Origin of the sequence: uncultured Pontibacter sp. (assembly GCF_947492645.1) — a bacterium.
Lineage (GTDB): Bacteria > Bacteroidota > Bacteroidia > Cytophagales > Hymenobacteraceae > Pontibacter.
On sequence record NZ_CANLMZ010000008.1, the window covers coordinates 356,193 to 382,942 of the forward strand.

The window sequence follows — 26,750 nt, forward strand, 5'->3', positions numbered from 1 at the left end:
AAACTTACATTATTACAATATGTTACCAATAATATATTATTCCTATCTAGTCATACACCGTTTATTACAAAAGGCTTTAAGGCTACGCTTGCATTTTAAATCATAATTAAACAATCCATTATCCAAAAATAAAACTAAAAGTAAACTGTATTTACTTAATTTTATTTAAATAAGCTCTATATAGATGTTGCAACACTATAAAGCTGCTATTGCTATACCATATTTCACCTAAAAACAAAAGCATGACGAGCATTACTGAAAGAATGGTAAAAAACGCTCCCGACATGTTCTGCTGCATTGATAAGCAGGGGCGCTTTGTGAAGGTAAGTGAAGCTAGCAAGAAGCTTTTAGGTTATGCGCCCCAAAAACTTGAGGGCGAGCCCTATATAGGGTTTGTTTACCACCCAGACAGGGCCGCAACGCTTGAATTTGCCAGCCTGCTTATGCAGGGGCAGGATTTATCTGTTTTCGAGAACAGCTACATTTGCGAGAGTGGCAAAGTAATACCTCTTAGATGGACTGCCCAATGGAGCAGTAGCGAAGAGCTGATGTTTTGCTATGCCCGCGATGCAAGCGAACTAGCAAAAAGCAAGCAGCAGCTCGAAGAAAGTATAAACCGCTATAAGGCTTTGTTTGAGAATAACCCTGATCTCATTTTCCTGGAAGATAAAACTGGTGCCATAACGGAGGTAAACAAAGCATTCTGTGAAGTTCTGGGTGTAACAAGAGACGAGATAATCGGGCAGCAGGCAAGCGTGTTCCTGCCCCCGGAAATGTCTGCTGTAAACCATTTATACTTTAAAGAGGCGCTTTGCGGCAGTACCTTGCGCTTTGATATAAGCTGCCAGGCACGAACACATAAGCAGCTTACCTTCGATGCTATTAAGTTTCCGGTACAGGCGCATGGGCAGGTAATCGGCGTGCAAACAATTGCCAAAGATATAACACCCATTGTACGCTCCTTCGAGACAATATCCAGACAAACTCAAAAGCTAAACACCATTTTTGAAAGTATAACTGATGCTTTCGTGATGCTGGCCCCTGACTGGAAGTTCACCATCATCAACAGTACCGCTGAAGAAATATTGTGCTTGAACAGGCAAGAACATCTAGGGCAGTACATCTGGGATGTATACCCAACTGAAGTTAACGGAGAATTTTACAGGCAATACCATTTGGCAGTAGAAACGGGCAAGGCCGTGCACTTTAGTTCTTACTTACAGGCACAACAAATCTGGCTCGAGGTAAAGGCTTACCCATCCAAAGAAGGACTTTCGATATACTTTGATGATGTAACCGAAAAAGTAGTGGCCCGGCAAGAGCTAGAAAAACTATCGCTAGTAGCCAGCCAAACAACCAACGGCATCATCATCACCGACAAAAACTGCAGGGTAGATTGGGTTAACGATGGCTTTACCAGGCTAACCGGCTATACTTTGGAAGAGGTAAAAGGCAAAATACCGGCAGCGTTTCAGCACTCCGAAAGTATGGATAAACAAGCTTTCGAACTTATTAAAGAAAATATGCTGCAGGGAAAGCCCATCGCATTCGAAACATTAAGCAGCAAAAAAAATGGCAAAGGTGTATGGCTGTGGGTGCAGGCAAACCCGGTGTATGATAGCATTGGCAATTTGGAAAGATATATCACGATACAAACTAATATTACAGAACAGAAAAAGACACAACAAGAGCTTGAAAGGCTTTCGATGGTAGTTAGCCGGACTGATAACGGGGTAATTATTACAGATGCAGCAGGCGTGACAGAGTGGGTAAACGAAGGCTTTACGCGCATGACGGGGTATACGCCACCCGAGATGCGCGGCAAAAAACCCGGCGACCTGCTACAGGGTCCCGAATCTGATCAAGAAACAATTGAGCTGATCAGGCAAGGCCTCCGCCAGAACAAGCACTTTAATGCCATACTGCTTAACTATACTAAAAGCGGGCAAAAGATGTGGATATCAATGGATATAACCCCTATACGAGATAATGCAGGAAGTATAGTGCAGTATAGTGCCATACTTCGGGATATCACTTTCAGGAAGGAGGCTGAGGCAAGGCAACTGCTGATGACACAGGACCTGTACAGGCAAAACCGCGACCTGCAGCAGTTTACCTACATCGTTTCCCATAACTTAAGAGCTCCCGTGGCCAATGCCCTGGGGCTGGTAAACCTGCTGAACAAAGCTGAGAAAAACCTGGACACTTTTGATTACGCCCTGAGCAGCCTTAAAGAAAGTATTGTGCAGCTGGATACTGTGCTTAAAGACGTGAATATGATCTTGGGCATAAGAGACAAGCGCGATGTTCTTGAAGCAGAAGAGGTACCACTGGCTGCAATTTTCTGGCAGGCCTGCCACACCATGCAGGATGCACTAGCAAACTGCGGAGGCAAAGTAGTTACTGACATAGATGAACGGCTGAAGGTTAATGCCAACAGGTCGTACCTGTACAGTATTTTCGACAGTCTGCTTTCTAATGCTATCAAGTACCGTTCTGAGGAGCGGCAACTAGTTATAGAAGTAAACTGCTTTGAAAGTACTGAGGGCTTTGCCGTTATATCTTTCTCCGACAACGGCAAAGGCTTTGATACAGCTAAGGCAGGAGAAGATGTTTTTAAACTATACAAGAAATTTCATAATAACACACTCACCAAAGGCAGAGGAATTGGCTTGTTTCTGGTAAAAACCCATGTAGAGGTTATGGGCGGTAAAATTGAAGTTTACAGCCAGCTAAACCAGGGAACCAAGTTTGTGATACACATACCCTTATACTATGAAAACATTTAGCATAGACGATGATCAAATAAGTAACTTCTTAACAGAAAGAGCTTTAGAGGAGGCTGAATTTGCGACAGAACTGCACGCTTTTCTATCTGCTGAGGAGGCCCTTGGTTTTATAACAAAAGATTGTGAAACCAACCTTCCTAACATCATTTTCCTGGACCTGAATATGCCGATAATGAGTGGTTGGGACTTTTTAGATGCCTTGCAGCCGTACAAAGAGAATCTGCTGGGCAAGTGTCACATCTATATTCTTACCTCCTCCCTCGACACCTCTGATACAGCAAGGGCCAGGGAGTATGAATTGATTTCCGGGTTTATACATAAGCCGCTTACCATGGAGGACGTACAGGTTATACTAGCAGAACTTGAGGACAAAGCTTAATTTAGCATGATGCTTAAAACATGCCCACCACGGTAAGTATAAATTTCTTCTGTCAGCTTTTAGGTATTTTAATGTAAAAAGTTGTTCCCTTTTCTTCTTCGCTTTCGAACCAGATTCTGCCATCGTGCCACTCTACAATCGTTTTGATGATGGACATACCCAAGCCCGTTGATGGTTCGCCCCGTAAACCCTGCCGTCGGGCCTTGGTAAATTTATCAAAAAGTTCGTTGTGGAATCGCTTTGGTATGCCAATGCCGTTGTCCCGGATAGTGATCATGACGCCTTCTGCCTGTTCTTCTATAATCGTTTCTATCAAACCGTCGTCATGCGTAAATTTGATAGCATTGGATATCAGGTTATTGATTACCTGCATAAACTTATTCTGATCTAAATACACATAGATAAGGTCGTTGGAGGTCTCTAGGGTAAACTTCTTGCTTATGTGGTCTTCAGCTTGCTGATACTGCGTGATTATTTCCAATATTTTTGCCACCAGGTTCACCCTTCTTTTCACCAAACCCGCATTAGATGATTCTAAAAACTCCTGCTGCACAAATTCACGGATTAACTGCACGCTTCTGCCGCTACTCTCCTCAATTATCCTGATCACATTGTGCAGTTCCGCATCCTCATACTTTTTGGTGCTTTCACCTATCATACCCGCTAATGCTTGTATGTTTGCAAGCGGCCCGGCCAGGTCATGCGACAAAATCTCCAGGACTGAATTCTTTTTTGCAGCAAATTTCTGGAGGTTTCTAATATTGTCCTTTGCCACAGTTATATCCTCTCCTATTCCGGCAATGCAGCGCCTCCCATCTTTGTCTAGCAGCAGATGTGGCGTAATCAATACCCACCTGGTCGCTTTATCAGGTAAAACAATTCTGAACTCCACCTCCTCTTTTAAGATGCCACTTAAAAGCTCAGTATATTCTTTAGCTAAATATTCTCTGTCGTTTGGATGTATGGTTTTAAGCATGATAGAGGCATCGTTTAACACACTTTCTTTTGTGCGTTTCCAGATTGCATCAAAAACATCGTTAAGAAAAGTGAATGATGCTGACTCTACATCGTAAGAAAAGATGATTTTGTTTGTGCGCTTGGTCAGCTTTCTTAAAATCTCATATTGGTTTTTCTCGTCCATTTGGCTCTTTGCATTCATTGTCTCGTTTTACTGCAATTGCCGGGGCATTGTTATAGGCATATGCTGATACGAGCACCTACTTTATACTTGCTCTCCTGAGGCTGGCACCACTATACTTCCTGTAGCTGCAAATATTTGCCACACCTCTTATAATATCGGGGCCACTATTTTGAAAAATGAACACCTTAAATTTAATTTGCATGTACTTTTCGGGGTGTAGCGTAGCCTGGTATCGCGCCAGCATGGGGTGCTGGAGGCCGTGGGTTCGAATCCCGCCACTCCGACAAAAGCAAAGCCTTATACTTGGCCAAGTATAAGGCTTTGCTTTTAGAAGCTATACCATGCTCAGAAGTGTAAGATAAGAGGAAGCTAGCGCAAGTATGGCTTAAGCGCTAAGGCAACTGCTTTGGCAAGCAGCGGTGGCACAGCATTGCCTGTTTGCACCCTGCCCTGCACAATGCCGCCTTTTACCTCAAACGTATCCGGAAAACTTTGCAGGCGGCAACGCTCCCTGATAGAAAGCCCTCTGTTATCTTCGGGGTGCCCAAACTGGAACTGTGGCCTGATACCACCCGAAACCTGCGTAGGGCTAAGTATGTCCCAGGCTAACCTGATGCGCTGCGGAAACTTTTCGTACATAGGTTTGCCCGGTATAGTAGTTCTTATTCTTTCGATTGTAGCGGCGGGGTGCTTGGGTGCAGTATGTCCGGTTAATATTTCGCTGGCACCGCTGCGCATTAGTTTCTGGTAACTGGTAAAGGGGTCGCATTTATAGGCATGCTTGCTTTCGCCGGGTTGCAGGCCAGGCAAATCTCCGATGGCATCTAAGATTGTAACATAAGGTTTACCGGTGCCAGGCCCATGGGTTTTTAAAACAGAATCAAAGTTGAAGGTTGCCTCACGCACTCCCACAAAAATCATCCGCTTGCGTTTCTGGGGTACACCATAATCCGGGGCGTAAAGTATATGGCTGGTTACTTTCATGCCGGCCGCCATTCCTATTTCCTCTTCAATGGCTTTTACAAAAGTGCCGCCACCTGCGCTTCGTATGTTGCTCACGTTTTCGAGCACCACCACTTTTGGTTGCAGCGCCTGCACATACCGTATAAACTCACGGTACATAAAGTTTCGTTTGTCGTCGTCGTGCCGTTTACGGTTGTTAAGCGAAAAGCCCTGGCATGGTATTCCACCGATTAAAACATCTACGTTAGCGCCACCTGTTAAGCCGGCTATACTTTCGGGGTTAAAGGCGCTTACATCGCCTAGCACAGCGGCTGCCCCTGCATGGTTTGCCCGGAAAGTTTCGATGGCCGGCTTCAAGATGTCTAAACCAAGCAGTATGTCGTAGCCTGCCATCAGAAAGCCGGTGGAGGTGCCGCCGCAACCGCAGAAAAGCTCTACAACTGTTGGCCTGCTACCAGGCTTGTACTTGCCAGGGTACGCAACAGGCTCTTTTTTCCAGTAATAACTGCTTTCTTCAACGGCTGTGTTTCTGTCCCAGGCAGTCTGCTCCGACATAGTTCTGATTAAAGTATGAGTGCTGCAAACTTATGAATTTTAGATCAAACCAAAGTATACGTTGTGCACAACCTCATAAGTGTCGGCAAGCTGTAACTAGTTTTATACTTTACCTACACAAACTCATGGATTTCTTTCAGGTAGCGCATGGGCTCCAGTTTACTTATCGGAATAATATTGGCATTAGCCTTGAAAAATTCCATGCCCTCATAAACAGAGCCTTTAGGTAGGTAAGTTGATTTTCGAAAAAAATCACCGCAATGCATAAAACCCAAAATCCAGCCAACTGTAAAATCATACTTAACCCTGGCGAATACATAGAAATCAGCATCCTGGCGGTGTTCACCTTCGTCGTAGCAAGAGTTTACGGTACACAGAAACGAAACAGGCGGTTTAAATTTGCAGGAAATAGACTTTATATCCAGCCGGTATCCTTTGTACAACACATCATACTCGTAATCGTCTGTGTCTTCGGTAATACCTAAATACTTCATTACTAACTGCTCGCCTAAATAGCCGTAATAAGTGCGTTCCGGTTCCGAACCAAACCGGTTAAGCTTCTTCCGTTTCAACCCTTTGCTTGCGTCCAGCTTTGCAATTGCTGCTTGCCGCATAGCTTCCTCAATGGCAACTTCTATCATACTTCATGCTGCTGCAACTCCTACTACTATACTAATGGCCTGTAACGCTGCTGTTTTATTCAAGGCTTTGCTACACACCCTCTGTAAAAACTACTTAAGTATGAAATGCGTATTTGAGTTCCTGAGCACGTAATTTTATGGGCAGATCTATTTTCGTATTACAAACGTATTACTACTCCTGTCATAAACTTTGAACCCACAATCGAAATAATCTATCATCTGCTTTAAATTCCATACCTTTGAGTACTGCAAGTGCATTATGTACACTTGTCCTGTAGTTTAATTATAAATATAAATTTAACCGTTCATTCCTGACAACATGAACATTACCTCCACAATATTGCAAAAGCAAAAAAAGAAGATATTGGAAATCTGGCTGCAAAATCAACTAGCTGATAATGCACTACGTGATGACCTGATGACAAACGACGAGCTATCAAAGCAGTCTGACGAACTGTTGGATGCGCTGGCCCGTGCCGTAAAGTCTGGTAACGTAGACAATATTTATGCAGCAGAGTTTGAGCAGATTACCGATATTTTAAGTGATGTATCGATAACCCGCGCCCGCCAGGGTTTTAGCCCCCGCGAAACCGCAACTTATGTGCTTAGCCTTAAAAAGGCTATCTGCAGCGTAATGGAAGAAGAATACCAGGACCGCCCAGAGTTGCTTTACAAGGAAATCAGCGTTATAAATAACCTGCTGGACCAGCTAAGCATCATCACTTTCGAAACCTTTATAAAAGGCCGTGAGGAGGTTATACTTCGCCAGACAGATGAGATAAACGAAATTTCCACGCCTGTGATCCGTGTTTGGGACGGTATACTTGCCCTGCCGATTATTGGTACTCTGGACAGCGCGCGCACCCAGATCGTAATGGAAAACCTGCTGCAGGAAATCGTGAACACAGGCAGTAACATTGCCATACTTGACATTTCGGGTGTACCTGCGGTAGACTCCCTTGTGGCCCAGCATTTAATTAAAACAGTTAGTGCCACCCGCCTGATGGGTGCTGAGTGTATCATTAGCGGTATCCGCGCAGAGATAGCACAAACTATTGTACACCTGGGTATCGATCTATCAAACATCAAGACAAAAGCCTCGTTGGCAAGCGCATTGCAGCTGGCCTTTAGCATGAGCAATGTTGAGGTGAAGAAAGTACAGAAGAACACAGGTTTTGGCATTACCAGATAAGACAGAATGGATAGAATCCCAATATTAAAGATGGGCCCCTATCTGCTGGTTACAATACAAATTGACTTGTATGACCGAGTGGCGCTTAATCTTGAGAATGACTTGATAACAATGGTAAGCAAAACCGAAGCAAAAGGTGTGCTTATCGATATTTCGGCTGTAAGTATAGTAGACTCCTTTATGGGGCGCATACTTGGCAACATAGCTTCTATGTCGCGCATCATGGATGCCGAAACAGTTGTAGTTGGCATGCAGCCGGCTGTGGCAATTACCTTGGTCGAACTTGGCTTAACCTTACAAGGGGTGCATACTGCACTTAATGTAGAAAAAGGCATGGAACTGCTGCAAGACATGATTGGCTTGCACAGCAGCTCAACTGAAGACGATGAGGAAGGGCCCGATGATCGTAATGACTAAAGACACGATGCAGATCGTGCGAGAACAAGACGTAGTGCCATTTAGAAACAGAGTGCGCGAGTACGCTGTGAAAATAGGAATGAGCCTTGTTAATCAAACCAAACTAATTACAGCTGCCAGCGAGCTTGTCCGGAACATGCTTAAGTATGCCAGCGGCGGAAAAGTTATTTTAGAAATCATCAGCAAAAATGCTCAAACTGGCGTAAGACTAACTTTTGTGGACGAAGGGCCGGGAATAAGCGATATAAAACAGGCCATGCAAGATGGCTTTTCTACAGGCAGAAGCCTGGGCCTGGGCTTACCAGGCGCCAAGCGGCTTGTAAATGAGTTTGATATCCAAAGCACCCCCGGTACAGGAACCACAGTTACGATAACACATTGGAAGCATGGACGCTAACCACCATATCAGATTTACCTTACCTGACCGCAGTTACACAAGTATAACCAAACGAGATATTGCAAAGCTGGCTGTTAGCTGGGGCTTTTCTGAAGCTGATGTAGGCAAAATCAACATCATCGTTGCCGAGCTCCTTTCTAACCTTACCAAATTCTCTGCGCATGGCGGGGAGTTGCTTGTTAAGCCTGTCGGCCAGCCTGTTACTACTGTTGAGATCATCTGCCTTGACAAAGGCCCGGGCATGGCTGAGCCACTTCGCATGCAGGAAGACGGCGTATCCACTTTCGGGTCTGCAGGTGAGGGCTTGGGTGCCATAAAAAGACTTTCGGCTGTCTTTGATATATACTCACAGCCTAACTTTGGCACCGTGCTACTGGTACACTTTGCAAAAAGCGATGCCAGGGCCAAAATGCCTATAGTGCCTGCCCCGCTAGAGATAGGCTATGTTATGGTACCAAAACCAAACGAAAGTGTGTGCGGCGATGGGTTTGCAATAAGTATAAAAAACAACCGCTTCGATGTGATCGCTCTAGATGGGCTAGGCCATGGCACTAACGCGAACGAGGCATCTGCGCAGGCTATAAAAGCTTTTCACGAGAACGTTTCCCTGGACCCTGCCAACAGGCTTAGAGCCATCCACAATTCCATCAAGCGTACCCGTGGCGCCGTAGGTTTTACAGCACGCATGTGTAACGGCACTATGGAGTATTGCGGCATCGGCAACATCAACGGAAAACTGTACTCGCAGGAGGCTTCTGCAATTGGTGCACCACAGTATAAAAACGTTATATCTTATAACGGCATACTCGGTTACAACATACCTAACACACTTAACAACCAGCAGCTAGACTGGATCCGCAACAAAACGCTGATTATGCATTCTGATGGCTTGAAAACGCGCTGGGAGCTTTCCAAGTATCCTAATTTGCTTAGGCACCACCCAACTACCATCGCATCCGTACTTTACCTGGACTACACCCGTAACACCGATGATACGCTGGTAGTAGTTTGTAAAGCTAAAATTTAGAAAGCATGCTGCGCAACATCCTCCGTATTAACATAAACAACGAGCTGGACATTGTACTGGCTTACAAGCGGGCGATGCAGCTTTCTGAAAGGCTTGGTATTGCGCTTGCTAACCAAACAAAGTTTGCGACTGCCGTATCTGAAATTTGCCGGAATGTGGTGGAGTATGTAGGCAACGGAGCAATACAGTATAATTATGTAGAGGAAAATGGCTTTAATTACCTGGAGGCCATTATAAGCGACAGGGGGCGCGGCATCGGCAACCTGGATTTTATACTTCAGCAGAGCAACAGGTTTAACTATGAAAGCAGCCGCGGGAGTGGCATCGCCAATTCTAAAAAGCTGGTTGATCAGTTTCATATAGAAACAGAGTCTGAGAAAGGCACCAAGGTTGTGCTGCGGCGCAAAATACCCTCACAAACCGCATTGCTGACGAAAGCGGTATTAGACCAATGGACGCTTGAGTTTGACCAGGAGAAAGACATTTCGCCTTATGCCGAGATAAAGAAACAGAACATGCAACTGCTTGAACTGCTGGAGCAACTCCGGGTTCGCAACCTGGAGGCTGAGCAGCAGTTGTATGAGATCAGGAGGCTTAACACAAAACTACAGCAGTCTAACACCGAGATTGGGGAGCTACTTGCCGAGCGCGACAAAAAAAACAAGTTATTGCAGAAGATAAACGAGAACCTGGACTCTTTTGCACACACAGTTTCCCATGACTTGCGCTCGCCTTTACAGAACATTGGCGGCTTAACTACAGCGCTGGAAGCATGCATAGACTCAAACCACCTGGAAGAAGCACTTATACTGCTCCCGATGATGCGCGAGCAAACCATGAAAATGGACAGGCTGATAACCGGTATACTTACCTACTCTTTGGCTGGCCACCACGATATACAACGCAGGCTGGTAGACCTTACTGTTTTGCTGCACCAGATCATCAGCTCGCTTCAGGTACCAGCTTATTTTAAAATCGAGGTACAGCCAGACCTGCCTAACCTGTATACCCAGGAAATTTACCTGAACCAGGTGTTAAGCAATTTAATAGCCAACGCCCTTAAATACCACGACGACCCAGAGAACGGCATCATAAAGATAAAGTATGAGAAGCACCCAGACAGGCTTTTGTTTTCAGTAGAAGATAATGGCCCTGGCATCCCGGCTGAACACCAGGCACAGATTTTTGATATGTTTGAGCGTGGGCTGCAAAATGCACGGCTGGACAGCACAGGGCTGGGGCTATCTATTGTAAAAAAGATTGTTACCGAAAAAGGCAGCAACGTATGGCTAGAGTCTCATGGCCGCGGAACTAAATTCTTATTTACCTGGCCTGTAGAAGACTTGGTTGAAGAGAAAAATGAAGAATAAAAAAAGGGCTGTCAGGCAGCCCTTTTTTTATTCTTAAGATATTGTTGAAAAGTACTCTTTCATTATCTCGCGCACATCATGCTTGGTTAGTGCCTTAGAGAAATGCTGTTTTACTTTCTTGTAGTTTCTAAGTCTTTCCAGGTCGTAAAAGCTTGCTGATGAAGTAAGCATAAGTATAACCACCTGGTCAGCTGCATCAAGCCCGGCGCGCTGGTATTCCTCCAAAAAAGAAAACCCATCCATAACAGGCATCTTGATATCCAGGAAAATAAGATTTGGAGATATAACTGTTCCGTTACCAGTTGCGGCAGTTTTAAGGTAATCAATCGCTTCTCTTCCGTTCTTCATCACAACAATTTGTTTGGCTACCTGCATCTCTTTCAGCAGGCGCTCATTCAAATAATTTGTAGTGTCGTCGTCGTCAACCAACATCACCAAATCTAGCGACTCATTGTAATTCCCCATTCCTGTCTTTAAGTTAAAGTATAACTATTAACTCAGGCGCAAAATTGCACCTCCGTGTTTAATGCTCGCAAATATCGTCTTTTGTAATCAACAAATCAATAATAGTAGGTATTATTGATTACTATTTGATTTTCAAGCCAATGCAACCTAGCCCTTCAGCAATTGCATATAGCCAAAACGATATACTGGTTAAACAAAATAAAACAGGTAGCAGAAACGCTTCCGTAGCTAAAAAAAGCCATTACACAGCGTTATACATAGCATTGCTGCAAAAGTATATTGGTAATGCAGGCCGCAACTGGCATAGCTCCTAAAACAATTTAAAGCTCCGTTATCACCTTTAACTGTATAAGAACCAGCGCATCTTTTTTATTATTTAAGCGCATATAAAAGCTACACCCTAAAAACATGCCACTTGCTACGCGTAAACATACTTCAATAACTATATCCTTTTTTAGCTTTTGCCTGTATTTAGAGTATAGTTAGCCTAAACAGGCATTACACAAGCTAACGAAAGCGATATTATGGATACATATCATTTAAACCCTGATCACATGAGAGCGCCAGACCACCTGACGAAAGACGAAATACAAAAGAGCCTTAACGAACTTGACAATAAGATAAAGACGCTGCGTGGGCGTGCAAACGCAACAACAGCAGACTCTAACCATACATACCATGAGCACATTGCCGCGCTGGAGCGTAAACGGGAATTGATTGCAAACAAACTGAACGATTCCGAAGACACCCAGAGCAAGTGGCAAGACCTTAAAACTGGTTTAGACAACCTGAAAGATGATATCGGGAAACTTTTCGGGTAATGTATAAACAAAAAGCCTCCCGTTATAGCAGGAGGCTTTTTGTTTATACTATGGTTTATACTTTAGCCAACAACCGGCTCACGGAAGCCAACCCAGGTAAAGCGCTTTATCACAAACTCAGGGTTGGTGAAAGAAGCATTGCCTGCCGGGTTGCCACCTGTCACATGGAAGTCAGAGAAGCTGGCGTTCTGGTTCACGTAAATGCCGCCTGTCAGGTTAAAAGAAACCGGCGTACCGGCCAGGCTCATTTCATCCATAATCTGCTCCTTAATTTCAGGGTCTGTAGTGTACGCCCCACAAGAGATGGCACCGTAGTTCATAGCCATTTCCTTAGCCAAAGCAATCGACTGAGCTGTGTCTTTCGTTTTGATCATCAGCATAATCGGGCCAAACAACTCACGGCTATAGCTTTCTTTCTCAGTAGCGTCTACTTCGTAGATCACAGGAGAGCAGGTGCGGGCATTGGCAAACATCGGGTTAGAAAAATCGCAGGTGCTAAGCACTTCTTTACCCTTTACAGAGGCTGCACTTTTAACACGCTCTGCTGTTGCCGGATTCTGGATTGCGCCAAGTACATGCGGGCCAGCCTTCGGGTTATTTACCAAACCAGACACCGCATCAGATATTTTCTGGACAACTACATCGAATGGTACGGTTTCGCCAGCCACTTTAACACCGCCTTCAGGTATAAAAAAGTTCTGCGGTGCGGTACACATCTGGCCAGAGTATAAACTTACGGAAAAGGCAAGGTTTTGAGCCACCTTATCCAGATCCTCTGCTGAGTCTATGATGATAGAGTTCACACCTGTTTTCTCAGTAAATACAGTCTTGCCTTTAAGGCCTTCCACATAGTTACCAAACTCAGTTCCGCCAGTATAATCAATCAGCTTCACTTTCGGATTCTCGGCAAGTTCCTTCGTAATCAGTTTATCATCAGCATCAACAGCTAGCTGGCAAATGTTAGGGTTAAGCCCGTTCTCCTGTAACACCTTCTGTACTTCGGCCACTACAATGGCAATTGGCAATACCGCTTTCGGGTGTGGCTTGATGATAACAGGGTTACCTGTAACCAAACTTGCATACATACCAGGCACGGTATTCCACGTCGGGAAGGTAGAACAGCCAATTACGAGCGCAACACCTTTCGGTACGGCTTTCCAGGTCTTGTTCAGCTTCAGGTTATACTTGCCCATTGGCTTCTCCCACTCTGTTGCTTCCGGAAAACGGGTTTGCTCTTCAAGGCCTGCGGCTATTGCTTCCAATGCTCTGTCAGCAGCATGTGGGCCTGATGCCTGGAAAGACATCATGTACGCCTGCCCGGTAGTGTGCATCGTAGCGTAGGCAATCTCAAAAAAACGTTCCTTCATGCGCTCCAGCGACTCTACAAGTATAGCTGCACGGTCAGAGGGCTTTACTTTACGCCATTGGTGGTACGCCTCCTCGGCTCTGTTCACTAATGTATCCGGAGAAAGGTATGGGTATTTTACATGAAGCAGTTGTTGCTCGTACGGCGACTCCTCCTGCCCTACCCATTGCTCGGGCTCTTGCTGCAAAAGTTCGGTAAAATTTGTGTTGAGGTGGGCTTTATACTTTTCGCGGCCTTCTTTATCTGCATTCTCACCATAAATCTCCGGCGACGGATTTTCAGGATAACGGGCATAGAATGTTCTTTCGTGTAAGGCTTTAATAGCTGTGTTTAAGGCATCTTCGTGCTTATTAAGCAGGTCAAGTTTCATAGTCAGCGTTTTATATATAATAATTTTCTTATATTGTTTGATTTTATTTCTGAAAGTTACGTAAAAATATCCATTGGTATGGCGGCGCAATTAATTTTCATCTTTACCTTTGATACTTTATTAGCCCCCTCTTCCAACACACAGTCTATCTTGAATTTATAACAAGAAACCATTTAGCCATTGATAAAATGTTTACAGAAAGCCTGATGCTAAGGCGTGTACTTTTATTTGCTGCTGCCGTTGTGCTGTTTGCGTGCCAAAGCTTTACTGCTAGTGCCCAGCAGCACCAACGCGTTGGAGCCAATTCCAAACCTTATACATTGGTATACAAGTTGAAGCAGTACCAGAACGCCCGCGTCTCAGACGCCCCTTTACGGCAAGCACTTCAGCAAATAGGTGCACAAAATACTAAACTCAAATTTCCGGAATCTGTTATACCTGCTAACGCAAGAAAATCAGCAGCCCCTGAAATAAGCCGGATCTATGAGCTAACATACTCAAAAACCCTCAGTTTTGAAAAAGCTAAAAGCGCTTTGCTGGCAACAGGTATGGTGGAATACGTGGAGCCTCTTTACGAGCGGGTACCGTTTCACCAACCAAACGACCCTGCAGCAGACTCTACCAAAACCACACAGCACTATTTAAAACTGATCGGTGCCTATGAGGCATGGGCCGTTGAGAAAGGCGACACCAACGTGATTATTGGTATTCTGGACACAGGTTTCAGGCTTAAGCACAAAGACCTGATCAGGAAAGTAAAGCGCAACCACAACGACCCGATTGACGGGGTTGACAATGACGGCGACGGCTACATAGACAATTATGAAGGCTGGGATTTCAGCGACCGTGACAACAACACTTTCGACGATACCCAATACGGTGGACATGGCACAGGCGTGGCTGGCGTGGCAGTTGCTGCAGCTAACAATGGCATTGGTCTGGCAGGCGTGGGCTATAATGTTAAGTTTATGCCACTAAAGGTGTTTTCATCAGCATCAGGAGGATTTAGCGGATATGAGGCAATTGTGTATGCTGCTAACAAAGGATGTAGCATCATCAACTTATCCTGGGGCGGCGAGGGATTTTCGCAATTTGAGCAGGATATTATTAACTACGCCGTACTCGAAAAAAATGCCGTTGTCATAGCATCCGGTGGAAATAAAGCAGGAAACATTGATTACTACCCTGCCTCATATGCCAACGTGCTTTCGGTAGGAGGCACCGATTCTAAAGACATTAAATTCTCTGGGTACACGCATAGCTATAACATAGACATTGCCGCACCAAGCCGAAACATCTATACTACGTCGCATGCATCCGAAGAATCCTATGGCGGCGGCAATGGCACCTCATTCGGAGCGCCACTAGTAGCAGCCTGTGCAGCTTTGGTAAGATCAAAATACCCGGAACTGAATGCCCGGCAAGTGATGGAACGCCTTCGTGTCAGCACAGATTATATTTATTCGCTGCCAGGCAACGAGGCTTTTGTTGATATGCTTGGTTCTGGGCGCGTAAATCTCAAAAAAGCCATAAAACAGCAGAACCTTACATCGGTGCGGTGCACCAGTTTTATGCTTGCAGATAAATACCCTCCGCTTGCCAACACGGAATCAAGTATAAACGCAGACTTTACAAATTACCTTAACCCTACTTCAAACCTGGAGGTAACGCTTAGCACCACATCGCCTTACGTTACCATTATTAAAAACAAAGCAACACCAGGCAGCATGGCCACTATGGAAACTGTAAGTGCCGGCAGTGAGCCAACTTTTAGTTTCTCTGTGGCAGAAGATGCTCCTGTTAACCATACAGTAGTTTTCAGGTTGACGTTTAAAGATGGAAGCTACGAAGATTACCAGAACTATGTAATCAAAATCAACCCTGATTACTTGACCCTAGATGTAAACAAGCTTAAAATTACCCTGAACAGTAAAGGCAATTTGGGTTACAACGGCTTCAATTTTAACGAAGGCGACGGTGTAACCTACAATGGCGGTATTCCTTTGTTATTTGAAGGCGGTTTGATGGTCGCGGCCTCAAAAAGTCAGGTATCAGACAACCTCAGGTCTCAGATGTGGGAAAATGATGGAGATTTTATGACAAGCAGCAACGTAAGGCGCCACCTTAACACACCGCTTGCTACTCAAGAGATCCGGCATGTAATGCATGATGATCACCAAACCCCTAATGAGCCCAATATAGGTGTTCAGGTGAAGCAAATAGCCTATGCCTGGGATAGCCCTAATCACCAAGATTACGTGGTACTGGAATACCTTATTAAAAATACAGGAGAAGAAACCCTGGAAACAGTACACGCTGGCTTGTTTGCGGATTGGGATATTGGTGAATACTACCAGAATGTAGCTGGCTGGGATGAAGAAACGCAACTTGGGTATGTTCATCATGTCTCTGCACCTTTGCCGCATGTAGGCATTAAACTGCTCTCCGGTACTGATCCAAGCTACTACGCCATCAGCAACATGGGAGCGGATGATGATCCTCTGATGATAGAAGACAGCTTTACATCCGAAGAAAAGTATGGAACACTATCCAAGGGTATTGCCCGAAAATCGGCAGGCGGACAGACAGGAGACAACGTATCGCATGTGCTTGGTGCAACGCTACAAAACCTGGCCCCTGGCCAAACCAAAACGGTTGCTTTTGCCATACTGGCTGCTGATGACCTTAGTAAATTAAAAGAAAATGCCTTAGCAGCTCAGCAAAAGTATACTAGCTTTAGGACAAGCAATTTACCTGTGGCTCTTGCTGATACAGCATGCCTCGGTGAAAGTATAAAATGGACACCTGAAGGGGGAACCGTCTTTAATTTTTACGCAGACCAGCTAAAAACCAAGCACCTGGGCAAAGGCGCCTCTTATACTTTAGAAAACCTTAGCCAGCAAACCACTATTTACGCAGCAGGCGCCGACTCTCTTTTTGAAAGTGCCGCCGTACCTGGGGTTTTCTCCTTACCTAAAACCCCGGTAGCAGACTTTGAAGTTGAAAAAGACATTTACGCTGGCTACCCGGTTACCTTTACTAATAAAAGTATAAACGCAAAAGACTGGCGCTGGGACTATGGCTCGGTTCAGCCCTTCACAGAAAAAGACCTGACATTTACTTTTGACCAGCCTGGCACTTATAATGTAAAGCTTACTGTTTCTGATAGGTTTTATTGCGAGGAGGTATCTGTTACAAAAGTAGTAGAGGTGAAAGCAGGAAACCCTACCGGCTTGCCGAATGCACTTACAAATACATTGCAGGTATACCCTAACCCTACAACAGGCCTGTTGCACCTGCAATTGGAGGGCAACAGCTTTACAGGTATGCCTAAAGTTGTGGTTTCAGATCTGATGGGTAGAGCGATTCATGTTCCTGTTTCCACTACCTCAGGTGCAGCCGTAGCCGATCTTTCTGGTCTTGCAACTGGTGTGTACCTGGCGCATTTTACGTACGAAGGTATAACTGTTGTAAAGCGTATCGTGCTAATGAAAAGATAAGTATGGCGGTAGGAAGAGCAACACCGTTACAACTACCTGTTTCTGAAACTGCTTTTGCTACCGTATAATCCATACTAATATACCGACAAACAAAAAGGCCTCTCTGGTACCAGAGAGGCCTTTTTAATTTATATTTTCAGCAACTAGGCGTTAGCGGCCTGCTTCTGCTGTAAACGTATCAGGTTGAGGGCAGAACCCGCCTTGAACCAGGCAATCTGTCCTTCGTTGTAAGTATGATTCACCAAGAAGCTGTCCTGGCTGCCATCAGCGTGCGTTAACACAACTTTAAGCGGCTGGCCTGGCGTGAAGTTCTCAAGACCCAGAATATCGATAGAATCATTCTCCTCGATCAGATCATAATCAGCTTTGTTGGCAAATGTAAGACCTAGCATACCTTGCTTTTTCAGGTTCGTTTCGTGGATACGCGCAAATGATTTCACGATAACCGCACGAACTCCTAAATGGCGTGGCTCCATGGCAGCATGCTCACGAGAAGAACCCTCACCATAGTTTTCGTCGCCTACTACAACTGTTCCGATACCTGCAGCTTTATAGGTGCGCGCTGTAGCTGGTACCGTATCATAACCGCGTGTCATGGAGTTGTATACTTTATTAGGCTCACCGTTATAAGCATTGATGGCACCGATCAACATGTTGTTTGAAATGTTGTCCAGGTGGCCACGGTACTTTAACCACGGACCAGCCATAGAGATGTGGTCAGTAGTACACTTGCCTTGCGCCTTGATTAGCAGCTTCAGGCCTTTAAGGTCTGTGCCTTCCCATGGCTTAAAGCCTTCCAGTAACTGCAGACGATCAGACTTCGGATCAACTACAACCTGTACTGTGCTGCCATCCTCTGCAGGGGCAATATAACCGGCATCTTCTACTGCAAAACCGTTTACTGGCAACTCAATGCCTTGTGGTTCATCTAATTTCACTTGCTGTCCGTCTCTGTTAGTAAGGGTATCAGTAAGTGGGTTAAACGTTAAGTCACCGGCAATAGCAAAAGCAGTTACTATCTCTGGCGATGCCACGAATGCGTGTGTATTCGGGTTGCCATCGTTACGCTTGGCAAAGTTACGGTTGAACGACGTGATGATAGAGTTTCTGCGCGTTGGATCGTCCGTATGGCGTGCCCACTGGCCGATGCACGGACCGCAAGCGTTAGCCAATACAACACCGCCCATTTCAGCGAAAGTGTCTAACAAGCCATCACGCGCTGTAGTATAACGTACCAGTTCAGAACCAGGAGTGATGGTGAACTCAGCCTTCGCCTCCAGGTTTTTAGAAACAGCCTGCGCCGCGATAGACGCAGAACGTGTAATATCTTCGTAAGATGAGTTGGTGCAAGAACCGATCAAACCAACTTCTAATTTAGCTGGCCAGTTGTGCTCTTTTACAACAGCAGCAAACTGAGAGATTGGCCATGCCGCATCCGGAGTGAATGGTCCGTTTACGTGTGGCTCAAGTGTAGTAAGGTCAATTTCGATTAGTTGATCGTAGTAAGAAGCCGGATCAGCGTATACTTCGTCGTCAGCGCGTAGCAGGTGCGCTACCTCGTCTGCCATCTGCACTACTTCTTCGCGTTTAGTCGAGTTTAAGTAAGCACGCATGCTATTGTCGTAAGCAAACACCGATGTTGTTGCACCAATCTCAGCACCCATGTTACAAATAGTACCTTTACCAGTACAAGACATAGACTCTGCACCTTCGCCGAAGTACTCCACGATAGCACCAGTACCACCTTTTACAGTAAGGATACCTGCTACTTTCAGGATAACGTCTTTCGGAGAAGTCCAGCCGCTCATTTTACCTGTCAGCTTCACACCGATCACTTTCGGGAATTTAAGCTCCCAAGGCATACCGGCCATTACGTCTACGGCATCAGCACCACCAACACCTATCGCGATCATGCCCAGACCACCAGCATTAGGTGTGTGTGAGTCTGTACCGATCATCATACCACCCGGGAAAGCGTAGTTCTCTAACACTACCTGGTGGATGATACCCGCACCTGGCTTCCAGAAGCCGATGCCATACTTATTTGAAACAGAAGCAAGGAAGTCATAAACCTCTTTGTTTTCTGAGTATGCGTCCTGCAAGTCAGAGTCAGCGCCAACGCGTGCCTGAATAAGGTGGTCGCAATGCACAGTAGAAGGTACTGCTGCCTGCGCCTTACCAGCCTGCATGAACTGAAGCAAGGCCATTTGTGCCGTCGCATCCTGCATAGCCACCCTGTCCGGAGCGAAGTCTACGTAAGACTGACCGCGCTCGTGTGCACCTGTAGCCGGGCCTTCGTAAAGGTGTGCGTACAGGATCTTTTCTGTCAGGGTAAGCGGTCTGCCAACTTTACTGCGGGCAGCAGATACGCGCTCTTCCATGCCGGCATAAACTGCCTTGATCATTTCTAAATCAAATGCCATAGTTTTGCTATTCTTAACGTTTTTAATTCTACTTGTTGAAGTTTACAAATGTACGAAGCAAAGGGGTTTAGAACAACATTCGCCACAATGAATATACGGTAAGCCTGTTACTGTATACTTGTCTGGCAATGCAGTAGTATTTACTAGCTGTATATCTTAACTTTGCCCCATGAACACATATGTACTTAATACCCCTGCCAAGCTAATTTTGTTGTTGGTGTTGGCATTAACACAGTTGATAACCTCCTGTACTTCTTCCACATCGGAAGATACCTCTCTAAAACCGGGCACCTGGCGTGTTGGTTTGCAGCGTGCCGATGGCAAAGAAATTCCTTTCATCATGGAGGCCGAGGCGAAAGACGGGAAAACCGTTTTATACCTGGTAAACGACGAAGAGCGGATACTGGTAGATGATATAAAGCAAGACGGCGACTCCCTTAAAATCAGGCTGCACATTTTTGATGCTGACCTGATCGCGAAAGTGGATGGAGACAAAATGGCCGGACGCTTTGTGCGCAACGACCTGGATTACCGCTACTCTTTGCCGTTTACAGCAGCGCATGGCAACAAAAACAGGTTTGAGGCAAACCCCGCTCCTGCTACTTTTAACTTTGATGGCAAATGGGAAGTTGTGTTTACTGACAAGGATGGCAAAAGCTATAACTCCATTGGTGTGTTTGCACAAAAAGACAACTACGCCACCGGCACTTTTTTAACAGAAACCGGAGATTACCGCTACCTGGAAGGCCAGGTGGCCGGCAACGAGCTTAAGCTTTCTACTTTTGATGGCAACCACGCTTACCTGTTTACAGCTACCCCAGCAGGCGACAGCATACTAAGCGGCAATTTCTACTCAGGCATGGACTATATCGAAACCTGGACCGCAAAGCGTAATGCAGACGCCCAATTAGCAAGTGCCGATACCTTAACTTACCTGAAGCCAGGCTATGAAACACTCAACTTCACGTTCCCGAACCTGGAGGGCAAGCCTGTTTCGCTTACCGACGATAAGTATAAAGGCAAAGTTGTTATTGTTCAGTTAGTGGGATCCTGGTGCCCTAACTGCATGGACGAAACTAAGTTTTTGGCACCCTACTACGACAAGAACAAGGACCGTGGCTTAGAGATAATCGGCCTTGGGTTTGAGCGCAGCCCTGAGTTTGAAAAAGCAGCACCGCGCCTACAGAAAATGCAGGAGCGCCTGAATGTGAATTATGACCTGTTAGTAGCCGGCACATCAGATAAAAAAGCCGCTGCCAAGGCACTACCGGCACTAAACCATGTACTCTCTTTCCCTACCACCATCTTCATTGGCCGCGACGGCAAAGTGCGCAAGATACACACCGGCTTCTCTGGGCCTGGCACAGGTAAGTACTACGAAGAATGGGTAACTGACTTCAACAAAACCATGGAACAGTTGCTGGCAGAGAAGTAATTCGCTAGCCTTAAAGTATAAAAAGCGAAGGCCGTTACTGCAATAGTAGCGGCCTTCGCTTTTTGCTAAAGTAGCCAACCACCCCCAGCCCCTTCTTGCCTAAGGCGGAGTGTTTATACTTGTTATATTTACTTGGCTCACTATAGCTGCTGTTCTACTATTTTGTCATCCTGTAAAGATCGCGGTAAAAGGGAGGTTAAGCCAAAGCGACAGAGTTTATACTATTGCAACAGTAATGCCAATACTCCCTGCTTTTTATAAGGCGGAGGGGTGGTTGGATACACGCAACTGGAGTTATGCTACATTTTCTGCAGGCTTACACATCCTGATCACTCTGAATGCACCTCCCAAAGCAGCCGGCTCATTTAGCTCCACTTTTAAAGAAGTATGGCTTACTATACTGCCGATGCTACGGTTAATGTCGGAAAACAGCGTGCTGGCTAGCTGGTTAAACAACCGGCGAAGTATAGACGGTTGTTGTCCGTCGGGCAAGAATTTATCGAATACCATTGCAGTACCGCCGGGCTTTAGCACCCGCTCCACCTCTTTTATACACGCCACAGGATCTGGGATAACCGCAAGTATAAGGTGAAGTATAACCGCATCGAGACTGTTGTCGGCAAAATCGAGTTGCTGCCCGTTCATAACCTGTGCATGTACAGGCATGCCAAGTTCATCAGCACGTTGTTTCAGTTTGCTTATCATGCCTGGCGTGATGTCGATGGCAGTTAGGTTGGTGTATCCCTTCAGGTAAGGCAGATCTAAGCCGGTACCGGCGCCAAGTATAAGTATGGCATCCGTGGGTTTGGCAGCCAGCAGTTCTACAGAACGCTTCCTATACTTCCGGAAAATACGATCTGCTATAAGATCGTAAACAGGCAAGTATAACGTATAGCGCAGGCGGTTCCAGGTGTTAGTGTTCAGGCTCATTTTTTCATAGGTTTATTTTGCATGCACAAAGCTAGCTAGGGCACCTATACTACCTGTTACAAAATTTCGGTTGAGATTTACAAATTTGCCTGAGTCAGGATTTACAAGATGGGTTTGAATGACGGGATTTATACTTTCTTAGTTCTGAAGCACATACCCTTCCGGCTTTGGTGCGCACTTATTTTATCAGAGTATAAGACCTTAATTCCCCACCTCTGTTACACCATAAATAGCTGCCACAAAACTCAGTACTATCATTCCTCCGAAAGAAATCCAGAACAGCTTTACATAAAGCATTACCTTGTTTTACAACCTATTGGCTTCTAAATCTTCGAAGTCTTTGAACTTGATGTAAACAGGAAAAAATATGGCAGGATTACCAAAGAAAAGAAGTGGGTTAAAGAATAAGTGCAGAAACTTAGCCTCTGCTAATTCAGGATCAAGCCTCCGACGTAACTGAAAATGGAAAAAGGCTTTACTATATAAAAGAACTGTAGCTAGTACAATTAAGGAAAGTAAGCTATAACTATAAAGCAATTTCATTTATAAGCCTACTTCTCCCGCTCTATAGTATAAGCAATGAGGTACTCTAACGAACGGCGCGATGGGGAATCGGGGAAAGTATGCAGTATGGCCAGGGCTTCGGCATGGTACTGGTTCATCACCTGTATAGTATAGTCAATACCGCCGGACTGCTTCACGAAATCAATTACCTGCTGCACGCGCTTGTTGTCGCCGTTGTTGTTTTTCACATTGTAGATAACGCGGCGCTTTGTCAGCCAGTCCGCTTCGCGCAGAGCGTGTATCAGCGGCAAAGTCATTTTCTTTTCTTTGATGTCGATGCCCACAGGCTTGCCGATTTCGGCGGTACCGTAATCGAACAGGTCATCTTTTATCTGGAAAGCGATACCAACCTTTTCGCCGAACAAACGGGCTTTCTCAACTTCTTCTTTGCAGGCACCTGCAGAGGCTGCCCCTACTGCACAGCAAGAGGCAATAAGCGAGGCTGTTTTCTGACGGATAATGTCAAAGTATACTTCCTCTGTTATATCCAGGCGACGAGCCTTTTCGATTTGCAGCAGCTCGCCCTCACTCATCTCCTTCACCGCATTCGATACGATCTTGAGCAGTTCGTAATCGTCGTTTTGCAGCGACAGCAGCAAGCCCTTAGACAGCAAATAGTCACCAACAAGTACGGCAATCTTATTTTTCCAGAGGGCGTTTACAGAGAAGAAGCCACGGCGGTAATTGGCGTCGTCCACCACATCGTCGTGTACCAGCGTTGCCGTGTGCAGCAACTCTATCAGCGCAGCGCCTCGGTAAGTAGGTTCGTCAATAGTTTGCCGGAAAAGTTTGGCTGTGAAGAACACGAACATGGGGCGCATCTGCTTGCCTTTGCGCTTTACAATGTAGCTCATTATTCGATCAAGAAGCAAAACCCTCGTTTTCATTGAGGCTCTAAACTTCTTCTCGAACAGCTCCATTTCAGGCGCAATGGGCGCTTGTATATCCTTTAGGCTGATGCTCATGTGTTAAGTTTGCAATATTACTGCCTCTTGGGGTGCTTTCCAAACGTGTATTAGCAAAACAGCGTTTTATATTATTAATTGTTAAATTGCTGAATTGTCGGATTACGTTAAACAGCATGTGTTTAGGTTGGCACGCACCTGCCCCATCACAGAAACCAAAATTACTTTTATCCGAAACATGGTTTCTCAGGTATGGCGCATCAGCCGCAAAACAGTTTAAAGACAACAGGTAAATAAAGAAGTAGTATGAAAGTTGATTTTGTAGTATACCCCCCGCATGGCCGGCCTTTTACTGCCGATGCCACCTTTAAGGAAAACGGAGAGCCGAAACCCGTTGTAATTTTCACGCATGGTTTTAAGGGCTTTAAGGATTGGGGCCACTTTAATTTGCTGGCACGCTACTACGAATCGCAGGGCTTTGCATTCGTAAAATTTAACTTCGCCTACAACGGCACCTCGGTAGAGGATTATGCTGACCTGCACGACATGGAAGCCTTTGGCCAGAACAATTTTAGCCTGGAGCTGGACGACATGCAGGCGCTGATTGACCTGCTGCACGACCCACAGGGGCCTCTTAACCAAAACGAACTGGACCTTAACCGAATTTACCTGGTAGGGCACAGCCGAGGCGGCGGTGCTGTTATACTTAAAGCGGCAGAAGAGCCTCGTGTAAAAGCGATGGCTACCTGGGCTGCCGTAAGCCAGTACGACAACCGCTGGGAAGAACTGCAAATGGAAGCCTGGAAGCAAGAAGGTGTGCAATGGGTACTTAACGGACGCACCGGCCAGAAAATGCCGCTTTACTACCAGATCGTGGAAGACTTTGAAAAGAACCGCCATCGCCTCGATATCCCAAACGTGATTTTGAACATGCGCCAGCCCCTGTTGCTTATACACGGCGAGGAAGATGAAACGCTGCCAATCCAAATGGCCCACAACCTGAAACGCTGGAAACCGGATGCAGAGTTAAACTTGTTGCCGCAGGCCGATCACTCTTTTGGAGGAAGCCATCCGTACGAGGCAGAAGAGTTACCCGCCGCAGCCAAAGCCGCCGCTGACTTAACCATCGATTTTTTCAGGAAGCATGCCTAAGCTATACTTACTGCTGGGCGGCAACCTCGGCAACCGGACTTTATACTTGCAGCAAGCCCGCGAAAGTATAAACCAGCGTGTGGGAAGTATAACCCATACTTCTAAAGTATACGAAACAGCTGCCTGGGGTAAAACCGACCAGCCCACTTTCCTGAACCAGGTACTGGAAGTAGAATCCATGCTTTCGCCGGAGCAAGTACTGCAAAGTATAAATACTATCGAGCATGAGTTAGGCCGCATCCGCCAGGAGCATTGGGGTGCCCGCGTAATTGATATCGATATACTTTTTTACGATGACCTGGTGCAGCAAACACAACGTTTAACTATACCGCACCCGCAACTGCATCTGCGCCGGTTCACACTTATGCCCTTAGTTGAGATTGCGCCAGATCTGGTGCACCCGGTTCTGGGCCAAAGTATAAAACAGTTGCTGGAAGGTTGCCCGGATAAACTGGAGGTGAAAGTTTATGAAGAAGCCGCTCCTTAGGAGGCTGTTTACCTAAAATGCCTACCGCCAGTTTTAACTCAGCGGTAAAGGTGGTTTAGTATGGCAGCCAGTTCGCAACTGGCTAATCATCCGCGGACAAAACATTCGCCAATTATAAACCGGCCTCATATACAGCTGCAAGTTGTGCAGGCTCTAAGCTTGCAGCAGGGGAAGACGACAAGCCGTTTGCTTTACTGTGCAGTTATTTCAGTATAGTTTTCAGGTTTGTAACAGTCTGCATTTAAGTATAAACTGAGGTAAGCATTTGTTCTAGTCCACTCAGCTTCACTTTTTTCTCGCCTCACATACCTTTTAGCAGGAGAAATGGCACCAGAGATACTAAGGAAATAATCCTTTGGATTTTGCTGCTTACTTTCAAGCCATTGGAGCGTAACAGCCACCTCTTCCATACCTTCCAGTACAATGTTATACTTTTGCAGATCGACTGTAACCCAACCGCGCTGTTTATCTGCCAACTCAAAAATGATATCCTCTTTTAGTATACTTTCACCAGGAATGTTATCTACAACTGTATAAAAATTAAGCCTTAGCTTAACCATGGCAAAGGGATTGTGATTGATGTAGATGTTGAAATCATTTGCATAACATGCTTTGTCATTCAGCTTTATGATGTTGCCCAGCTCCCGGCCAAGTTTGTCATCAACTTTATCATACAGATTAAAGAAAGCAGTAGATGTAAGATACTCCCTGTCGTTTTTGCCCAGCACTTTTTTCTTCAGCTTCCGGGGTTTTATACTTACTTCTGCTATAGGTATACTTTTCTGTTTCAGCTTAACCAGGTAAGGTTTGGCGGCATACATATTAATTTGCAGTTCTGTACTTTCATACCCTACGCATGACACAACTATACTTCCGTTAAGTGGCAGGTCTTTGGTATTGGCTGTGAAAGAGAACTCCCCTGAAGCGTTGGCAACCGTACCAAGCTCTTTTCCGGCAACCCCTATGTTGGCATATGGTACAGGCTGCTGTGTTGTAGCATCTAAAACTTTACCTGCAATTTTTATTGCTTGCGCGAAAGTATGGCTAGTATTCAGGAGAAAGGCGATGGCAAAAAGCCAGAAATGCTTGTAGTGCATAGTTTGTTTTCAGGAATAGGCTCAAAGTATAAACTGAGATTGGGGGCAAATATTGTAGAATAACTATACTTTAAGCTAAAGTTGTTTCCTTTAAATAATATTGACACCTGATTATTCCCTAGAAACCAAAATACTAATTTTACGAGCAATTGAAAACCAATCTGTTACAAAACAAGTATGAATAAGTGGTTAGATAAAAGAAATAGCCCACCTGAGCCTTCAGGTGGGCTATTTCTTTTATCTTTTAGCCTGCATGCTGTCTTTTCGAACCCTGTGAGAAATCTGCATGCTTTCCTAATCCCGCAACGTTTCAAATTTCTCACAGGGTTCGAAAAGACAAGAATCTATCTACGCCAAAGCAAAA

Annotated in this window: 22 protein-coding genes and 1 tRNA gene; 13 read left to right on the forward strand and 10 right to left on the reverse strand. The window is 45.4% G+C overall.

The window, feature by feature from the left end; all coding sequences use genetic code 11:
- The first annotated feature begins 242 nt into the window (after positions 1 to 242).
- A complete protein-coding gene (locus tag Q1A23_RS12015; protein ID WP_299823682.1) occupies positions 243 to 2,789 on the forward strand; it encodes a PAS domain-containing sensor histidine kinase in 2,547 nt (848 codons plus the stop codon).
- A complete protein-coding gene (locus Q1A23_RS12020; RefSeq protein ID WP_299823684.1) occupies positions 2,776 to 3,168 on the forward strand; it encodes a response regulator in 393 nt (130 codons plus the stop codon). The genes Q1A23_RS12015 and Q1A23_RS12020 overlap by 14 nt, the downstream gene beginning before the upstream one ends.
- A 52-nt stretch (positions 3,169 to 3,220) precedes the next feature.
- On the opposite strand, the gene Q1A23_RS12025 is transcribed toward Q1A23_RS12020, so the two are convergent.
- Together Q1A23_RS12025 and Q1A23_RS12030 are read right to left on the reverse strand one after the other, a co-directional pair.
- Complete coding sequence (locus Q1A23_RS12025) at positions 3,221 to 4,327, reverse strand: sensor histidine kinase (RefSeq protein ID WP_299823686.1); 1,107 nt, start codon at positions 4,325 to 4,327, stop codon at positions 3,221 to 3,223.
- 58 nt (positions 4,328 to 4,385) lie between these two features.
- Positions 4,386 to 4,553, reverse strand: coding sequence for a hypothetical protein (locus Q1A23_RS12030; protein ID WP_299823688.1), 168 nt, complete (start codon positions 4,551 to 4,553; stop codon positions 4,386 to 4,388).
- Between Q1A23_RS12030 and Q1A23_RS12035 the strand changes: the two genes are divergently transcribed.
- Positions 4,520 to 4,593: transfer RNA gene (locus Q1A23_RS12035), tRNA-Pro, on the forward strand. The two genes, Q1A23_RS12030 and Q1A23_RS12035, sit on opposite strands and share 34 nt — an antisense overlap.
- An 85-nt stretch (positions 4,594 to 4,678) precedes the next feature.
- Here Q1A23_RS12035 and Q1A23_RS12040 read toward each other — a convergent pair.
- Together Q1A23_RS12040 and Q1A23_RS12045 are read right to left on the reverse strand one after the other, a co-directional pair.
- Positions 4,679 to 5,827, reverse strand: a complete 1,149-nt coding sequence (locus Q1A23_RS12040) for a DNA cytosine methyltransferase (RefSeq protein ID WP_299823689.1) — start codon at positions 5,825 to 5,827, stop codon at positions 4,679 to 4,681.
- A gap of 113 nt (positions 5,828 to 5,940) precedes the next feature.
- Positions 5,941 to 6,468, reverse strand: coding sequence for a hypothetical protein (locus Q1A23_RS12045; RefSeq protein ID WP_299823691.1), 528 nt, complete (start codon positions 6,466 to 6,468; stop codon positions 5,941 to 5,943).
- 319 nt (positions 6,469 to 6,787) lie between these two features.
- Here Q1A23_RS12045 and Q1A23_RS12050 point away from each other — a divergent pair, with 319 nt between their 5' ends.
- The 5 genes from Q1A23_RS12050 to Q1A23_RS12070 are packed head-to-tail and all read left to right on the forward strand — an operon-like array spanning position 6,788 to position 10,871.
- On the forward strand, positions 6,788 to 7,660 hold the full coding sequence (locus tag Q1A23_RS12050; protein WP_299823692.1) for an STAS domain-containing protein: 873 nt from the start codon (positions 6,788 to 6,790) through the stop codon (positions 7,658 to 7,660).
- Between the two features lie 6 nt (positions 7,661 to 7,666).
- Positions 7,667 to 8,077, forward strand: a complete 411-nt coding sequence (locus Q1A23_RS12055) for an STAS domain-containing protein (protein WP_299823694.1) — start codon at positions 7,667 to 7,669, stop codon at positions 8,075 to 8,077.
- Positions 8,070 to 8,474 (forward strand): anti-sigma regulatory factor, encoded by a 405-nt coding sequence (locus Q1A23_RS12060; RefSeq protein ID WP_299824376.1) that lies wholly within the window; start codon positions 8,070 to 8,072, stop codon positions 8,472 to 8,474. The genes Q1A23_RS12055 and Q1A23_RS12060 overlap by 8 nt, the downstream gene beginning before the upstream one ends.
- The gene (locus Q1A23_RS12065; protein ID WP_299823695.1) at positions 8,464 to 9,501 is read left to right on the forward strand and encodes a SpoIIE family protein phosphatase; all 1,038 of its coding nucleotides are present in this window, start codon (positions 8,464 to 8,466) and stop codon (positions 9,499 to 9,501) included. The genes Q1A23_RS12060 and Q1A23_RS12065 overlap by 11 nt, the downstream gene beginning before the upstream one ends.
- 5 nt (positions 9,502 to 9,506) lie before the next feature.
- A complete protein-coding gene (locus Q1A23_RS12070) occupies positions 9,507 to 10,871 on the forward strand; it encodes an ATP-binding protein (protein ID WP_299823697.1) in 1,365 nt (454 codons plus the stop codon).
- Positions 10,872 to 10,904: 33 nt separating this feature from the next.
- Here Q1A23_RS12070 and Q1A23_RS12075 read toward each other — a convergent pair whose 3' ends face one another.
- Positions 10,905 to 11,336, reverse strand: coding sequence for a response regulator (locus Q1A23_RS12075; RefSeq protein WP_299823699.1), 432 nt, complete (start codon positions 11,334 to 11,336; stop codon positions 10,905 to 10,907).
- 554 nt (positions 11,337 to 11,890) lie between these two features.
- Here Q1A23_RS12075 and Q1A23_RS12080 point away from each other — a divergent pair.
- A complete protein-coding gene (locus Q1A23_RS12080; protein ID WP_299823701.1) occupies positions 11,891 to 12,157 on the forward strand; it encodes a hypothetical protein in 267 nt (88 codons plus the stop codon).
- A 62-nt stretch (positions 12,158 to 12,219) separates the two neighbouring features.
- Here the strand turns inward: Q1A23_RS12080 and paaN are convergent, their stop codons facing one another.
- Positions 12,220 to 13,893 carry a phenylacetic acid degradation protein PaaN gene (paaN, locus tag Q1A23_RS12085; protein WP_299823703.1) on the reverse strand — a complete coding sequence of 558 codons (1,674 nt, stop codon included), beginning with the start codon at positions 13,891 to 13,893 and terminating at the stop codon, positions 12,220 to 12,222.
- 188 nt (positions 13,894 to 14,081) lie between these two features.
- On the opposite strand from paaN, the gene Q1A23_RS12090 reads away from it, so the two are divergent.
- Positions 14,082 to 17,393: a S8 family serine peptidase gene (locus Q1A23_RS12090; RefSeq protein WP_299823705.1), complete on the forward strand. Its 3,312-nt coding sequence runs from the start codon at positions 14,082 to 14,084 to the stop codon at positions 17,391 to 17,393.
- Positions 17,394 to 17,536: 143 nt separating this feature from the next.
- Here the strand turns inward: Q1A23_RS12090 and Q1A23_RS12095 are convergent, their stop codons facing one another.
- Positions 17,537 to 19,816, reverse strand: coding sequence for an aconitate hydratase (locus Q1A23_RS12095; RefSeq protein WP_299823707.1), 2,280 nt, complete (start codon positions 19,814 to 19,816; stop codon positions 17,537 to 17,539).
- A gap of 169 nt (positions 19,817 to 19,985) precedes the next feature.
- On the opposite strand from Q1A23_RS12095, the gene Q1A23_RS12100 reads away from it, so the two are divergent.
- On the forward strand, positions 19,986 to 21,251 hold the full coding sequence (locus Q1A23_RS12100; RefSeq protein WP_299823709.1) for a TlpA disulfide reductase family protein: 1,266 nt from the start codon (positions 19,986 to 19,988) through the stop codon (positions 21,249 to 21,251).
- 294 nt (positions 21,252 to 21,545) lie between these two features.
- On the opposite strand, the gene Q1A23_RS12105 is transcribed toward Q1A23_RS12100, so the two are convergent.
- Positions 21,546 to 22,181 carry a methyltransferase domain-containing protein gene (locus Q1A23_RS12105; RefSeq protein WP_299823711.1) on the reverse strand — a complete coding sequence of 212 codons (636 nt, stop codon included), beginning with the start codon at positions 22,179 to 22,181 and terminating at the stop codon, positions 21,546 to 21,548.
- A gap of 551 nt (positions 22,182 to 22,732) precedes the next feature.
- Positions 22,733 to 23,710, reverse strand: coding sequence for a polyprenyl synthetase family protein (locus Q1A23_RS12110; protein ID WP_299823713.1), 978 nt, complete (start codon positions 23,708 to 23,710; stop codon positions 22,733 to 22,735).
- 246 nt (positions 23,711 to 23,956) lie between these two features.
- On the opposite strand from Q1A23_RS12110, the gene Q1A23_RS12115 reads away from it, so the two are divergent.
- The gene (locus Q1A23_RS12115) at positions 23,957 to 24,802 is read left to right on the forward strand and encodes an alpha/beta fold hydrolase (RefSeq protein ID WP_299823715.1); all 846 of its coding nucleotides are present in this window, start codon (positions 23,957 to 23,959) and stop codon (positions 24,800 to 24,802) included.
- Positions 24,795 to 25,289, forward strand: a complete 495-nt coding sequence (gene folK / locus Q1A23_RS12120; protein WP_299823717.1) for a 2-amino-4-hydroxy-6-hydroxymethyldihydropteridine diphosphokinase — start codon at positions 24,795 to 24,797, stop codon at positions 25,287 to 25,289. Before Q1A23_RS12115 ends, folK begins: the two co-directional genes overlap by 8 nt.
- Before the next feature lie 191 nt (positions 25,290 to 25,480).
- On the opposite strand, the gene Q1A23_RS12125 is transcribed toward folK, so the two are convergent.
- The gene (locus Q1A23_RS12125; protein WP_299823719.1) at positions 25,481 to 26,386 is read right to left on the reverse strand and encodes a carboxypeptidase-like regulatory domain-containing protein; all 906 of its coding nucleotides are present in this window, start codon (positions 26,384 to 26,386) and stop codon (positions 25,481 to 25,483) included.
- Positions 26,387 to 26,750: the final 364 nt, after the last annotated feature.

Bases quoted from the DNA above. Each gene is read 5' to 3' on its own strand.
- Q1A23_RS12015 (WP_299823682.1), top strand. From the start codon at position 243: ATGACGAGCATTACTGAAAGAATGGTAAAAAACGCTCCCGACATGTTC.
- Q1A23_RS12020 (WP_299823684.1), top strand. From the start codon at position 2,776: ATGAAAACATTTAGCATAGACGATGATCAAATAAGTAACTTCTTAACA.
- Q1A23_RS12025 (WP_299823686.1), bottom strand. From the start codon at position 4,327: ATGAATGCAAAGAGCCAAATGGACGAGAAAAACCAATATGAGATTTTA.
- Q1A23_RS12030 (WP_299823688.1), bottom strand. From the start codon at position 4,553: ATGCTGGCGCGATACCAGGCTACGCTACACCCCGAAAAGTACATGCAA.
- Q1A23_RS12040 (WP_299823689.1), bottom strand. From the start codon at position 5,827: ATGTCGGAGCAGACTGCCTGGGACAGAAACACAGCCGTTGAAGAAAGC.
- Q1A23_RS12045 (WP_299823691.1), bottom strand. From the start codon at position 6,468: ATGATAGAAGTTGCCATTGAGGAAGCTATGCGGCAAGCAGCAATTGCA.
- Q1A23_RS12050 (WP_299823692.1), top strand. From the start codon at position 6,788: ATGAACATTACCTCCACAATATTGCAAAAGCAAAAAAAGAAGATATTG.
- Q1A23_RS12055 (WP_299823694.1), top strand. From the start codon at position 7,667: ATGGATAGAATCCCAATATTAAAGATGGGCCCCTATCTGCTGGTTACA.
- Q1A23_RS12060 (WP_299824376.1), top strand. From the start codon at position 8,070: ATGACTAAAGACACGATGCAGATCGTGCGAGAACAAGACGTAGTGCCA.
- Q1A23_RS12065 (WP_299823695.1), top strand. From the start codon at position 8,464: ATGGACGCTAACCACCATATCAGATTTACCTTACCTGACCGCAGTTAC.
- Q1A23_RS12070 (WP_299823697.1), top strand. From the start codon at position 9,507: ATGCTGCGCAACATCCTCCGTATTAACATAAACAACGAGCTGGACATT.
- Q1A23_RS12075 (WP_299823699.1), bottom strand. From the start codon at position 11,336: ATGGGGAATTACAATGAGTCGCTAGATTTGGTGATGTTGGTTGACGAC.
- Q1A23_RS12080 (WP_299823701.1), top strand. From the start codon at position 11,891: ATGAGAGCGCCAGACCACCTGACGAAAGACGAAATACAAAAGAGCCTT.
- paaN (WP_299823703.1), bottom strand. From the start codon at position 13,893: ATGAAACTTGACCTGCTTAATAAGCACGAAGATGCCTTAAACACAGCT.
- Q1A23_RS12090 (WP_299823705.1), top strand. From the start codon at position 14,082: ATGTTTACAGAAAGCCTGATGCTAAGGCGTGTACTTTTATTTGCTGCT.
- Q1A23_RS12095 (WP_299823707.1), bottom strand. From the start codon at position 19,816: ATGGCATTTGATTTAGAAATGATCAAGGCAGTTTATGCCGGCATGGAA.
- Q1A23_RS12100 (WP_299823709.1), top strand. From the start codon at position 19,986: ATGAACACATATGTACTTAATACCCCTGCCAAGCTAATTTTGTTGTTG.
- Q1A23_RS12105 (WP_299823711.1), bottom strand. From the start codon at position 22,181: ATGAGCCTGAACACTAACACCTGGAACCGCCTGCGCTATACGTTATAC.
- Q1A23_RS12110 (WP_299823713.1), bottom strand. From the start codon at position 23,710: ATGAGCATCAGCCTAAAGGATATACAAGCGCCCATTGCGCCTGAAATG.
- Q1A23_RS12115 (WP_299823715.1), top strand. From the start codon at position 23,957: ATGAAAGTTGATTTTGTAGTATACCCCCCGCATGGCCGGCCTTTTACT.
- folK (WP_299823717.1), top strand. From the start codon at position 24,795: ATGCCTAAGCTATACTTACTGCTGGGCGGCAACCTCGGCAACCGGACT.
- Q1A23_RS12125 (WP_299823719.1), bottom strand. From the start codon at position 26,386: ATGCACTACAAGCATTTCTGGCTTTTTGCCATCGCCTTTCTCCTGAAT.